This is a genomic window from Nostoc sp. (assembly GCF_036917975.1).
Lineage (GTDB): Bacteria > Cyanobacteriota > Cyanobacteriia > Cyanobacteriales > Nostocaceae > Nostoc.
Genome location: NZ_JBALEJ010000047.1, coordinates 262,057 through 276,039, shown reverse-complemented (window position 1 = coordinate 276,039; position 13,983 = coordinate 262,057). Strand labels below are relative to the sequence as shown.

Below are 13,983 nucleotides of genomic sequence, written 5' to 3'. Positions count from 1 at the left end.
CAAAGCGGCGACGTTGCACCAACTGGCAGGTATCTACGCCAACAAAGGGGATGTGGATGAAGCGATCGCACTCTACAATCAGTCTTTGGAAATAAAAGAACACATTGGAGATGTCCAAGGCAAAGCGGCGACGTTGCACCAACTGGCAGGTATCTACGCCAACAAAGGGGATGTGGATGAAGCGATCGCATTCTACAATCAGTCTTTGGAAATTGATGAACGCATTGGTAATGTCCAAGGCAAAGCGGCGACGTTGCACGCACTGGCAATTCTCTACGCCAACAAAGGGGATGTGGATGAAGCGATCGCACTCTACAATCAGTCTTTGGAAATAAAAGAACGCATTGGAAATGTCCAAGGCAAAGCAATGACTCTGTGGTGGTTAGGACATTTGGCAGAACAGCAGGGTGAATACACTAAAGCGATATCCTATTTCCAACCAGCTTTAGAGATTTTGCAGCGATTGAAGTCACCGGATGCTGAAAGGTTGAGTGCAAGTCTTGATAGAGTGCAGCAGAAAGTAGAGAGTGAAGAAGATTAGCTTATATCTTGCACGATTCTCGATTAGCACCATCGCCCGGCCAGAAATAAATTTCTGGGCTAATAGCCTAAGTCCACTCAAGTGGACTGTAATTTTTTACCAGTCGTCTTTAGACGACTTTAATTATTAGCCTCAGAATTTATTCTGAGGCGGTTATTGCAACTAATTCGTAATTCTTAATTACAGCTTGGTGTTGAAAGAATACCGAAAGATTTTTTGTCTCACGCAAAGGCGCAGAAAAGAAGGTAAAAGTATGATTTAAGTAAATGAAAACTGCTGTAATGAGTCTTTGATACTCGCCGACGAGTCTTTGAGCTTTATTCGTGAACCTCGGAGCTTTGTTGATGAACCTCGGAGCTTCGTAAATGAACCTTTACAGCTATTTATAACAGAGAATCAGGATCTACACCGAGCGATCGTAACCGTTCTCGTAATAATTGAGCTTTTTGTTCAGCTTGTTGGGCTTTTTGTTCAGCTTGTTGAGCTTTTTGTTCAGCTTGTTGAGCTTTTCGTTCAGCTTGTTGAGCTTTTTGTTCAGCAAGTTTTTCCTTTTCTTCTGGTGTTAAAAACCGTTGTCCTTGTTGGTTATACCAATACATCCACTCCCGTGGGATGCCTAGATAAGTTCCTCGTTCGATCCCAATTCCTAAACCTATTTCTGGCAACCAAACTGGATTCCCATCATGTAATTCATAAGCATTGTTAACTAATTTGTAAATTTCTAAACGTGACTTGCGGCGACGATTCGGATTGTAAACTACATAATATAAAATCCCTAATTTTGCATACTCTGCTTTTTTAGTAGAGTACTCACCACGATACTTTTGAGATACTACTTCTAGCGCTAATACTGGTACTCTCCTCTCTTCCCAAAGCACATAACTGGGGCGGAGGTTTTCATCATAAAATCGTTCTACCCCTAAACTCAAAAACCCATCTGGTACTATTGCTGGTAAATCTGGATCATAATAAATACCCATGTCAACGCCAAAATACCAATCCATGCGTTCTGGCCAAGCCATTGCTAGAATCGCTTTAAGTAAACCGGGAATCAAATCTTGTAATTCATTATCCACAGGGGTATCATCAGAGTCTGGTAGTTCCTCAGATGAGGGCAAACAAGCTAATGGATCGTACTTTAGCATGATGGGTTTACCGTTCCTCAGTTATTAGTACATCTTTATTTTATAAATGAATCTTGATAGCAATTTAAATTCCTCAGATGAAGGCAAGCAAGCTAATGGATTGTACTCTAACATGATGGGTTTACTGTTGACCTGAATAATTTGATCATAAATGTAGTACACAGCAGCCGAAATCAAGCTATGGCAATCCTATTTTATCGAACAGAATTGAGTAGTCAGGAGTCAGAATTCAGAATGAATATACAATTCTAAATCCTTTAAAAACTTACAATATGATAATTTTTTATTGCAGCGTCACGTCTGGCATGTGCTAATTACAACTTAATTCCGATATCCTACTTAAGAAGCAAACCATTATACATCATAAAAATTTGTTGCAATTTCTCTAACTGATAGCTAGCGTAAAGTGGACAATTTGACAATCTTTAATACTAAAACTACTTGGCGTATAGTCATAATCTGTCCGCACGCAAGAAGAACGCAAGACACTTAATATATGGTTCAGAATCTCGAAAGAACACGCCAGAGTGCAAGGTTTCCAGAAACAGCACCGGCTGCAAATCCCGTATTTTTTAGAACCTATAGCCGCCGTACAAAGGCGGGACTAAGGGAAACATGGGATGAGGTATGCGATCGCACTCTACAAGGCTTAGTCGAGTTAGGAAAGCTAACTCCAGAAGAAGCTGTCACATTGGATAAGATGCAGCGCAACTTGAAAGCTATGCCCAGTGGGCGCTGGCTATGGGTTGGTGGTACAGACTGGATAACCAAGCCAAAGAATTTTTCCGGGGCTTATAATTGCACCTCTACCAATCTCCAAGACTGGAGTGCCTTCGGGTTAATGATGGATCTGGCAATGATGGGTTGTGGTACTGGAGCCGTATTAGAACCACAATTTATTAACCAGTTGCCCCCCATCCGTAATCAACTGAATGTCACTGTAAAAGGTGAAATTGGCAGCACTCCTGTGCAACAGCGACGTGAATATACTGAAACTCATATAGAAGGCAATAACGTCACTATTCACGTTGGAGATAGCCGTGAAGGTTGGGTTGAATCATATCAAGCCTTATTAGAACTCTCCACTAATGAACAATTTTCAGCAGCAGTTGAAGTATTAGTTGATATCAGCGATGTCCGCAAAGCAGGAGAAACTCTCAACGGCTTTGGAGGAGTTGCTAATCCTGTAAAATTGCCCGGACTTTATCAGCGTTGTGCATCTATTCTGAATAAAGCTAGAGGGCGGCAATTAAATTCAGTTGAATCCTGTCTGTTAATTGATCAAGCTGCTGTCACAATTGTTGCCGGTAACATTCGGCGCTGTCTACCTGAAGATGCTTTAGTTCATACAGAAGCGGGTTTAGTTCCTATTGCCAAAGTACGTGTAGGCGATCGCGTCCTAACCAGTAAAGGTTTCTATCCAGTTACTAACTTCTTTGTTCAAGGTGAGCAATCCCTTTGCCGCATTCAAACTCAGGATGGCTTTTTTGAATGTACAGCCGATCACAAAGTTGCCGTTTTTACAGATGTGTACGGCAATTACAAAATGGTTAAGGCTCAAGATTTAAAAGCTGGCGATCGCCTAATATTTGTACCACAAGCTATACCTGGTACGCCCACTGAATTACCTGAGTTTCGCGGTAAAATTCAACGTAAAATCAAGCCGATTACCGTTCCTGCTCTTACTCCTGATGTAGCTTACTTCATTGGCTACTTGCAAGGTGATGGCTCAGTTGGCTCTGACGGCTCAAGAGTTAGATTTCGAGTTCATGAAGAGAGCAAGAAGATTTTAGAACGTTTAATTGCTGTTGGACGCGAATTTGGTTTAGAAACTTACACACTGCGAACATCTGAACAGTGCAAAACCAAAGCCTACGATCTACAGTTCAACTCAGTAGCTTTGAATCAATACCTCAAATTATTTAAGCAAGCATTCCAGCCCCTAGTTATACCTGATTGCATATTGTTGGGTACAGGCGATATTCGCAAAGCTTACCTAGCTGGTCTTGCTGATGCTGATGGGTGTCATTCTCAAGGGGTGTTAGTAGCTTCAATTCACCAGCGATTTTTGCAGCAGGTTCAAGCACTTTACGCATCTCTAGGAATCACAGTCCGGTTGTGTAGTTCAATTCGCAAGAGTACTGGCAAGTGGGAAGGTGAATTAGTAACTATTGGGGAAGCAGCATTCAAGTTTGTTGAAAACTTCTTTGACAGCTATTCCATTCAGTTCTCAACTCACAAACGGCAGACCCCTAAATCGTTTAAAGACCACGGCTTTCCGAAAGCTATGGTTCGCCCCATTGTTAACTCCACTCAATATCACTGGGCTGCCATTCATCAACAGATGCCTCTCCCTACGTTGAAAAAATATCTTCCTGAAGCAACTGATTTAGTTCCAGTTAAAGTTTTAGGGGTTGAACTAAATGTACGCTCTGCACCTACTTATGATATTGAAGTTGCCACCATTCACGAATTTGTTTGTGAAGGCATTTTAGTTTCTAACAGTGCGGGAATGCGTCAGTTTGATTCCGGCGATGGTCTAGCAGCTACCGCCAAAGATAATTTATGGCAGCAAGATGAAAGTGGCAACTGGCGAATCGATCCAGAGCGTGATGCTCTAAGAATGGCCAATCATACGAGAGTTTTTCACCGCAAGCCGACCTTAGAAGAATGTCTTAATGCCGTCCGCAAACAATATTACAGTGGCGAGGGAGCAATTCAATGGGCTGGTGAAGCCGTAGCGCGATCGAACATTGATTTGCTACCAACACAAGCTTTGAAAGTTGAGTTTTTACAAGCTTATGAACAAGGAACAGCAAAAGATTGGTTAAAACAACGTTATCCAAATCTGGATGCTAATGAGTTAGAACATCGTTTAGCTCGCTATGGGCTAAATCCGTGTGGTAATTGATTTTGCCTCACGTTAAAAACCTCGCAAAAACGGGGAAAGCTGAGATGCTAATCCCGTGGTAATCAAAGGAACTAAAAAGCCTTTGACACCGTACAGCGTAGAGAGTGAAACTAGATTACATCGAAAATTGGTGTCTAGAATATAATCTCTCCAAGAGTGCGGGGGCGGATGTGAAAAACACTTTTATTATCTGAAATCACATCTGCAAAATGTATGCGGAACTACTGCGAATAATCAAGCAGTAGAACTAGGGGATAAAAAGCCTCTAGGGTAACAAATTTGGAAATCATCGGTAGTAACTTTCACTGCAATTTGTCAGAGGTTCACCTTAATCAAATTGACCCACGTAACTACAAAGAACAAGAGGAAGCTTTCACTGCTGGGGCGCTATCTGTAGCAGCACTTTTAAATCACAAATTCCTGGAACCACGCTATCAATACAGTCGTGAATTAGACCCGATTGTAGGAGTTTCTTTTACAGGTTTATTTGATTTCTTTGTCCATGCCTTTGGTGTTGATTGGCTGCGCTGGTGGGAAGCAGGAAGGCCTGCAACTCCACAAGGATTAGCTTTCAAGCGCGAGGAAGAGAAATACCTCAGTTCTTGGAGAGATATTGTACATCGGGTGGTTTGGGATTATTGCGATCGCCACAATCTCAAGCGTCCAAATCGTTGTACCACAGTGCAACCCAGTGGCACTAAGGCTTTATTAACTAATGCCAGTTCCGGCTGGCATCCCCCGAAAGCCCAAAGATTCATTCGCCGGATTACTTTTGGAAAAAATGACCCAGTAGCCTTAGCTTGTATTGACTATGGTTACAACGTCATTCCCTCTCAATCAGACAAAGATGAACAGGGCAATTTGCTTAACGATCCCTTTGATCCACGCGTAAGTGAATGGCTAGTGGAAATCCCTGTTTCTGTAACTTGGGCTGATTTACCAGGGGCTGATGAAATTGATGTTTCTAAGTTTTCAGCCTTAGCCCAATTTGATTTTGTCCTTCAAGTTCAACGCTGGTATGTGACTCACAACACATCAGCAACCTTGGAACTCCGCTCTGATGAAATCGAGCCTTTAGGGCAGCGCATTTACGAAACCATCCAGAATGATGAGGGATATATTTCAGCGGCTCTTTTAGCCCGTTTTGACGATTTGCAATCATTCCCGCGTTTGCCATTTGAACCAATAGACAAATCCACCTACGATCGCTTAACTCAAGAGGTGAAAGCACGCCGCAAAACAGATGACTTCTGTGCAGTCTTAAGCCGCTACGATTTAGGCGAAATGTCAGAGGCCGGCCCTAGTGGTTGTGATTCTGATAAGTGTATGTTTCCCGATCAGCAACCAATGACTGGGGACTAGGGACTGGGGACTGGGGACTGGGGACTGGGGACTGGGGACTGGGAGCAGGGAGAGACAAGAAGAATAACCGATGCCCCATGCCCAATGCCCCATGCCCAATGCCCAAACACGTTACGATCAATTAAGAAGTAATAATTTTTTACGGCAGTGCCAGGAGTCTCTTAATGTTCATTGATGAATTGTCACCTATATTCAGGGAATTTACTCAGCATCCAGTGTCATTTGTGGGTGGGTTCTTCTCTGGTGTGCTTCGGCTCAATCTCGCAGACGATCCCGTTAAAGGCTGGCTAGATAAACAGATCCGCTCAAATAGTTATAGCCGCACCACAACTGATGCCCATAATGGTAAAGCCAATGGCCCTCAGCAGATTTCCATTGACTAAAAACTCTAACCATACATAGTTGAATTTACTAAAAAACAGGGAGTCAGTGCTGCCCTTGGCAGCACTGAACCCTACTTTCTACAATTTTTCGGTCAGAATTAAAAATTAAAAATAAATACGGCGCAAGAGCTTGGAATACAATTCTTTTGATTTTTGACTTCCGCCTTGCGGTACTAGTACAGTACGGCGGAAATAGTACAAGCATTTGAAATCAATGAAAAGCCTATTCTATACGCCTTTTAACTTTTAACTTTTGACTTCCGCGTAGCGGTACTAGTCGGTTGTTCCCCTATTAAGAGATACTAAAGTCAGGAACATGAGCAAGGAAACATGGAATCCCTAACCTCTCGTATGCAAGCGGTACAGTCACCGATTATTCCTGTGGTTGGGGAACTGATTAAAAATTCTCCGGGAACAATCTCTCTAGGACAAGGTATAGTTTCTTACAACCCACCACCGGAAGCTATAGAATTTTTAGCCAAATTCTTAGCCGAACCAACCAATAATTTATACAAATCAGTTGAGGGAATTCCCCCATTACTGACAGCACTTGCAGGAAAATTGCAAGACTTTAACGGCATTGAAATCAACGGTGAAAACTGCATCGTAGTGACAGCAGGGAGCAACATGGGATTTATGAATGCCATTCTTGCGATCGCTAGCCCAGGTGATGAAATTATTCTGAATACGCCCTATTATTTCAATCACGAAATGGCGATCGCAATGGCTGGTTGTCATCCGGTGTTAGTGGCGACAGATGAAAATTACCAACTGCGCCCAGAAGCGATCGCTCAAGCAATTACTCCCAAAACACGAGCTGTGGTGACGATTTCACCAAATAACCCGACTGGAGTTGTCTATTCAGAAGCTGCATTACGCCAAGTCAATCAAATTTGTGGTAATCATAATATTTACCACATCAGCGATGAAGCTTATGAATACTTTACCTATAACGGAATAAAACACATTTCACCTGGCGCATTTGCTAATAATAGCGAGTACACCATTTCTCTCTATAGCCTTTCCAAAGCATACGGTTTTGCCAGTTGGCGCATTGGCTACATGGTGATTCCCAAACACTTGCTTGTCGCTGTTAAAAAAGTCCAGGATACAATTTTGATTTGTCCGCCAGTCATTTCTCAATATGCAGCTTTAGGAGCATTGCAGGCAAAAGAGGAGTATTTGCAGAGTCATATAGGAGCGTTGGCGCAGCCCGCCGTAGGCATCGCTCAAGTACGCCAACTAGTATTAGACTCCCTTAATCGCCTACAAGGCTTGTGTAGCATTATCCCCGCCGATGGTGCTTTCTATTTTTTTCTGAAAGTTCATACCCAAATGGATGCTTTTGAGTTAGTTAAAAGACTAATCCAGGAACATAAAGTAGCAGTTATTCCAGGTACAACCTTTGGCATGGATGACGGATGCTATCTACGTGTTGCTTATGGGGCGCTGCAAAAAGAGACGGCAAAAGAAGGAATAGAAAGATTAGTGCAAGGTTTGGAAACTATAGTTAGGAGTTAGAAGTCATCCATTTTTCTTTTTCTTTATGAGTGCCTTTTTACTTTTTACTTTTGCCTTGTTTGGTGATTCTGGCTGGAGACGAAATTGAAATAACGGTAGATAAGCAAGGGAAAGTCAGCTATGACCAAACTTAACTTTAAGACGATGCCCAAAGCCGAATTAAGGGCTTACGTGTTGCAAAATCCTGAAGGCAATGAAGCTTTTTACGAATTGTCTGACCGGATTAAAGCGAATGCTAGACCTTTAAACCTAGATGAATTGCCTGCAATTATTCAGCGCAAACGTGAAGGAGGAGCGCAAAAAACTTAAGACTTAAATCAAATTATCGCAACAAAAGTGTTGTGCTACTAACACAACGCTTTTGTTTTAACATAAATATCTTTACCAAAAGTCTGTTCCAGTAATGTTCAATATACTATCTATCTCAATTGATATTAGTTATGAAAAATAACGATAATTTTGTATTACGTAATACTTGGTACTATGCTTTGCCTAGCAATCAAATCAAACCAGGTATGATGATCAGCCGCATTTTCTTGGGAGAACCAGTATTGCTAATCCGTAGTCAGGATGGCAAAGTCTCAGCGATGCGGGATATTTGCCCTCATCGTGGTGTACCCTTGAGTTGTGGTAGATTCAATGGGCAGGAAGTGGAATGCTGTTACCACGGTTGGCGCTTTAACGAGGGTGGACGCTGCACTACAATACCATCTCTTGTAGAAGAACAGCAGATGGATTTGAGTCGCTTCGACGTGCAGTCTTATGCAATTCGCGAAGCTCAAGGAAATATTTGGATATATATCGCCGATCCAGATAACCCTCAACCTGCTTCCGAGATAGAAATTCCGGTGATTCCAGGGTTTGATGAGCCGCCTCAGTTCGTAAAAGTTGTGAAATTTCCTTGTTTTGTGGATCATGCAGTGGTAGGTTTGATGGACCCGGCTCATTCACCTTATGTTCATCGCGCTTGGTGGTGGCGAAATGAGCAATTACATGAAGAAGTAAAGCTGTTTGATGCTTCACCCTACGGCTTCACGATGCGACGACACCGATTACCAGCGAATGGGGGTCGATTATACTGGCTGATTGGCGGTGGTGTGCCAGAAACGGAGATTTCTTTTCGTTTACCTGGAGTCAGAATCGAAGAAACCACAATTGCCAATCATCGAGTCGTTAATTTAACGGCTGTTACACCGATTTCAGACACAGAAACAGAAGTAACTTTTGCTCTTTACTGGACACTGCCTTGGGTAGGATTTTTCAAGCCACTAGTACATCTGCTAGCAGGGACTTTTATTGACCAAGACCGAACAATTGTGGCAAAGCAGCAGATTGGCCTCAAGTATAATCCTGTGCTACGACTAATTAAAGACTCAGATGTGCAGGCACAGTGGTACTACCAGTTAAAGCGGGAGTATGCTCGTTCTATTGCTGAAGGACGAGAATTTGTGAATCCTGTTAAGGGTCAAATACTGCGGTGGCGTGCGTGACGTACCTACACTTCCTGAGTACAGGTAAGTGTACGGCTTCTCAAAGACTCCTCATTGAGGACATAATTTGAGCTTTTAGATCGTGCGCCCCACGATTCTTTATGTTTATAGCCGCGTTCAAATCTCTACATAAACTTGTTAGACAACTAGGACAGTTATGCACTCTTTGAGATAGAGGCTTCTTGACCTTCTGACCACAGTTAGAACATTCTTGGCTTGTAGGGACTGGGGACTAGGAAAAAGAGTTTTCCACATACCAAGTACCCAATCCCCTCTACCCAGTCCCCAGTCTCCTTAATCAATCCATTACAGCTAACACAGCTTTCGGCAATAACTTATCTTTAAACCAAACAATTCTAGCGGGGACATCATTTAATTTTACTCCCGCTTTTTCTAAATTAAGTCGCTCAGAAATTGCCAAAATCAAGTCATCACGTCCAGCCCGTCGCACCTGAGAAAACTTCTTTTGTAAATATTCTGGCCGCCAATAACCAACAATTTCTAATAAAAAGGTGCGTCCATCAGCATGAACTAAGCGAAAATCGGGAATCATCACACTACCGGGAATTGGGATCAAATCAACTTCTCGTTCTAACGCCCAACCACTTTTCAATGCATCCCATTTATCAGCAAAGGATGCTTCTAGCATACTATCGTAGGGCTTACCTGGTGGATAATGAGATACCAAACCACATTCAGAATTGAGAGTGAAACGTCCAGTTTTCCAAGTATTTGTATAAGCGTCGCGGGTTTGCAGAATCGAAGAAAGACTCCATTTAGTAACGTGAAGTAAAGCCGGAATAAGTTTAGCGATCGCTAACCCATATCGCGTACTAGGATTAAACAAACTCGTCGGCCCATCTATCGTAATTGTAAACCCGTGGTCAGCATCGCCCTCAATATAAGCCATCAATTGAAATAACTTTAAATAGCGAAATAATAGCTTATATTCTCCCGGAACATTTCGGTGAGCATTTAACACCAGTTTACTGGCCTTATAAAACACACCCTGCACCTGAGATAAGTTATATCGATTTAACACATCTGGCGCTGTTGGTGCATCAAAAACAGTCAAAATTTTATTCTCAGATAAATCAGCATATAATCCATTCCGAACCTGTTCTAATAAAACTTCCCGCTCAAGTTCTTGAGTTAACTCATCAGCAATTGTACTCAGAGTAACTTGGGTTGATTCCCGACTAGAAACAGACTTTGCAGCCAGAGAAAACACCCGTTCTCTTAACATTTGTGGTTCCAAAGGACTAACCACCTCAAAAGTACAAAAACTACTTTTGAGAATATAAGCTAACCCTCGCTTCACCCGATAATCTGTAGAATCTCCTTCAAAATCAGTCAGCTGTCGCTCAAGCACACCTTGAGTCTTTCCCACCGCCGATTGAAAATAATTAATTAACTCAATCGCCAACTCCGAAGTCTTTTGATCAATCTTCAGTCTCTTCGGAATGATCTCCTCCCCGTTTTGGCGATGCATCAGTAAATCTGTCGGTAACATCTGCTGAATTTTGGATTTTAGATTTTGGATTTTGGACTGAATAATTAATCTCTAACTGTTCCGCAGCCTTCAAACTCCGTTCCTTCCCACTCCCATACACAACCTGTAACTTCCCCTTCTTCTCCTCCTCCTCTCTGCGTCCTCCGCGCCTCTGCGGTTCGTCTCTCCTCTCCCCTCTCCGCCTAGCCGAAGTCCCCTCCTCACTCGTATCCTCAGCCACCACCTCATACAAAATCGCCTGCTTATTCTCAATATTCCCCTTCCGTAAAATCCTCCCCAAGCGCTGAGTATACTCCCTAGCCGAACCAGTCCCCGATAAAATAATTGCAACAGTTGCCGCAGGTACATCAACCCCTTCATTCAACACATGAGAAGCAACCAAAGTATTATATTTACCTTCTCGAAACTTGGTTAATATCTCATGCCGTTCTTTCACAGGAGTTTGATGAGTAATTGCCGGAATTAGCAACTCTTGAGAAATGCGGTAAACTGTTGCATTATCAGCAGTAAAAATCAAAATTCTTGCCGGATAATGTTCTGCCAATAAATTAATCAAAATTCGCAACTTCCCATCAGTACCCAAAGCGATATCTTTCGCTTCTCGATGTGCTAACATCGCCCTCCGTCCAGATTGCGATCGCGCGCTCATTTGGACGAACATCTGCCAACCTTGTAAACTCCCCAAAGAAATCTTTGATTGCTTCAAAAAGTCATTGCGGGTTTGAATTAACTGATTATATCTTTCCCGCTCAAGTTGCGATAACTTTACCTTAATTTGAACAATTTCATGCTCTGCTAACGCCTTCCCCGCTAAATCTTCAGCGCGTTTGCGATATACTTCTTGTCCAATGAGGATATTTAAATCAGCGTGCTTACCATCGGTGCGTTCCGGTGTCGCGGAGAGTCCCAGGCGATAAGGTGCGATCGCATATTCAGCAATTACCCGATTAAAATCTGTCGGTAAATGATGACATTCGTCAAAAACAATTAACGCATATTGATTTCCCAAGGTTTCAGCGTGAATTGCAGCACTATCATAAGTTGCAACTAAGATAGCCGTTCTATCCCGCGAACCACCTCCCAGCAATCCCACCTCAGCATCAGGAAAAGCCGCAACTAAATGTGCATACCACTGATGCATTAAATCCAAAGTAGGCACTACAATCAACGTCGTGCGCGGCGTTGACTGCATCGCCATTTGCGCTAAATAAGTCTTTCCCGCCGCCGTGGGAAGCACAACCACCCCTTGTCTACCCGCCAGTTTCCAAGCCGCTAGCGCTTCAGTCTGGTGGGGATAGGGTTCCATTTCTAGAGTAGGAACCAAATCTATAGGATAAAATTCCTTGGCCTCATCGATAAAATAAACATCTTCCGCTTGTAGTGCTTCTACAAGCGATCGGTATCTAATTGCTGGAATGCGGAATTTTTCAACTCTATCATCCCACGTAGCGTAGTCCATCCAACCCTTGCCGCGTGGTGGTGGATGCAAAATTAATGTGCCACGATCAAAATTTAATGTAGGGGTACGAGCCATTTGAGAGTGCTGAGTGCTGAGTGCTGAGTGCTGAGTGAGGAGTTAGGAGTTAGGAGTTAGGAGTTAGGAGTTAGGAGTTAAGAGTTATTCTCTCTTATCTCCCTTATCTCCCTCATCCTCCCACTCCCTTGATTACTAATAACGTAAAAAGTGCATGATTAATCCAAATAACTCTGACAAAACTCAACTAGATGCGCTCATGAGTCAAGGGATGTCCCATTGGCAAATGAGCAGTAGCCTTGGGGAATCTTACAAAGAACAGCGACAGCGCTTCCTGCTTAAGCGGTTGCAATTGCAGGCTCAGATTATGCTGATTTCTGGCTTGACTTTGATTACTTTTTTCCTTTGGGCAAATTCCCAATTAGAAGGCAAGATATACGCCTTTAAAATCGGTATTGTAGTAGAACTATTCACAGTAATTTGTTGGGGTTTATGTAAAACCTCTATAGGTCGTCGTTACCCAAACCTAATTTTTTTGAGTTTATGTTGGTCTGTAACTTGTGCCGTGCAAATTGATGTCGCTTTGCTGTTTAATAATCTAGAACCTAGAACCAATTTCTGGAATCTGATGTTTCTCACTCAGGCTACAATCGTTCCAGTACAATGGTGGCTACATTTAATAGCACAAGTTGGGACAATTGGTTGCTATCTAATTTTATATTTATTGTATAATCCCTTGTTAAAAAACCCATCAGCTTTTTATATTGAGCAGGGCTTATATTTCTTTTGGACTTGCATTATTTGTGTTTTCTCTGTCTATTTATACGAACGCTTGCGAAAAAAAGAATTTTACGCCCGTAGTGCAATGGAACTTGCACAGCAAAAATCAGAACGGCTGTTACTAAATATTCTGCCAGAGATGATTGCAGAACAATTAAAACAACAACCGACAACTATTGCCGATAGCTTTCTAGAAGTTACGGTGCTATTTGCTGATATTGTTGGCTTTACAGAGCTTTCATCTCGTACATCTCCTGCGGAGTTAGTTGAGTTATTAAATACAATTTTCTGTTTGTTTGACCAATTAGCAGAACGTCATGGAGTAGAGAAAATCAAGACTATTGGTGATGCATACATGGCTGTTGCCGGGTTGCCAAATCAATCTAACAATCATGCTCCAGCGATCGCTAATATGGCATTGGATATGCAAAAGGCTGTAGCTACGTTTAACGAAGAAAATAACCAATCCTTTTGCATTCGTATTGGCATTAGTACTGGGCCAGTAGTCGCAGGGGTGATTGGGCTGAAAAAGTTTGCCTACGACCTTTGGGGAGATACAGTCAATACAGCTAGTAGAATGGAATCTCATGGTATTGCAGGTAGTATCCAGGTTTGTGAAGCAAGTTATCAGCTTTTAAAGGATAAGTACTTATTGGAGAAACGAGGTTTAATTCAAGTTAAAGGTAAAGGTGAAATGATGACTTATATACTCAAGGAAGTTAATTCAAAAACTTAATAAATAGGATTCAGAATCCTGAATATTGTGGGGTGGGCATCTTGCCATTGGTGTCAACTTAAGCTACAACCCTTTTCAAATCTCGTTTCCAGCCTCCGGCTGGAAATGCTGCTCCTGGCGGCAGAGC

General features: G+C 42.4%; 10 protein-coding genes and 2 pseudogenes. 8 read left to right on the top strand and 4 right to left on the bottom strand.

The features are described 5' to 3' along the window. Nucleotides 1-541, top strand: a 541-nt coding sequence (locus V7K76_RS20830) for a tetratricopeptide repeat protein (RefSeq protein WP_335029993.1), incomplete at its 5' end; no start/stop codon positions are given. 383 nt (nt 542-924) lie between these two features. Here the strand turns inward: V7K76_RS20830 and V7K76_RS20825 are convergent. Continuing rightward, entirely contained in the window at nt 925-1,686 is a 762-nt protein-coding gene (locus V7K76_RS20825; RefSeq protein WP_334775848.1) for a Uma2 family endonuclease, read from the bottom strand. A 496-nt stretch (nt 1,687-2,182) separates the two neighbouring features. Here V7K76_RS20825 and V7K76_RS20820 point away from each other — a divergent pair, with 496 nt between their 5' ends. From V7K76_RS20820 to V7K76_RS20795, 6 genes and pseudogenes are all read left to right on the top strand, one after another. Beyond that, nucleotides 2,183-4,597 carry an LAGLIDADG family homing endonuclease gene (locus V7K76_RS20820; RefSeq protein WP_334775847.1) on the top strand — a complete coding sequence of 805 codons (2,415 nt, stop codon included), beginning with the start codon at nt 2,183-2,185 and terminating at the stop codon, nt 4,595-4,597. Nucleotides 4,598-4,879: 282 nt separating this feature from the next. Next, nucleotides 4,880-5,959 (top strand): annotated as a pseudogene (nrdJ, locus tag V7K76_RS20815) (ribonucleoside-triphosphate reductase, adenosylcobalamin-dependent); the annotation flags it as partial. Nucleotides 5,960-6,123: 164 nt separating this feature from the next. Then, entirely contained in the window at nt 6,124-6,342 is a 219-nt protein-coding gene (locus V7K76_RS20810; protein WP_334775846.1) for a hypothetical protein, read from the top strand. Between the two features lie 330 nt (nt 6,343-6,672). Then, the gene (locus V7K76_RS20805) at nt 6,673-7,863 is read left to right on the top strand and encodes a pyridoxal phosphate-dependent aminotransferase (RefSeq protein WP_334775845.1); all 1,191 of its coding nucleotides are present in this window, start codon (nt 6,673-6,675) and stop codon (nt 7,861-7,863) included. Between the two features lie 120 nt (nt 7,864-7,983). Beyond that, nucleotides 7,984-8,172, top strand: coding sequence for a DUF6887 family protein (locus tag V7K76_RS20800; RefSeq protein ID WP_334775844.1), 189 nt, complete (start codon nt 7,984-7,986; stop codon nt 8,170-8,172). Nucleotides 8,173-8,303: 131 nt separating this feature from the next. Then, the gene (locus tag V7K76_RS20795; protein ID WP_334775843.1) at nt 8,304-9,353 is read left to right on the top strand and encodes an aromatic ring-hydroxylating dioxygenase subunit alpha; all 1,050 of its coding nucleotides are present in this window, start codon (nt 8,304-8,306) and stop codon (nt 9,351-9,353) included. A gap of 40 nt (nt 9,354-9,393) precedes the next feature. Here the strand turns inward: V7K76_RS20795 and V7K76_RS20790 are convergent. From V7K76_RS20790 to V7K76_RS20780, 3 genes and pseudogenes are all read right to left on the bottom strand, one after another. After that, nucleotides 9,394-9,525 (bottom strand): annotated as a pseudogene (locus V7K76_RS20790) (zinc ribbon domain-containing protein); the annotation flags it as partial. Nucleotides 9,526-9,651: 126 nt separating this feature from the next. Next, complete coding sequence (locus tag V7K76_RS20785) at nt 9,652-10,866, bottom strand: DUF790 family protein (protein WP_334775842.1); 1,215 nt, start codon at nt 10,864-10,866, stop codon at nt 9,652-9,654. Beyond that, nucleotides 10,796-12,400, bottom strand: a complete 1,605-nt coding sequence (locus V7K76_RS20780; protein ID WP_334775841.1) for a DEAD/DEAH box helicase — start codon at nt 12,398-12,400, stop codon at nt 10,796-10,798. Before V7K76_RS20780 ends, V7K76_RS20785 begins: the two co-directional genes overlap by 71 nt. 154 nt (nt 12,401-12,554) lie before the next feature. Between V7K76_RS20780 and V7K76_RS20775 the strand changes: the two genes are divergently transcribed. Continuing rightward, nucleotides 12,555-13,856, top strand: coding sequence for an adenylate/guanylate cyclase domain-containing protein (locus V7K76_RS20775; protein ID WP_334775840.1), 1,302 nt, complete (start codon nt 12,555-12,557; stop codon nt 13,854-13,856). Nucleotides 13,857-13,983 lie beyond the last annotated feature (127 nt).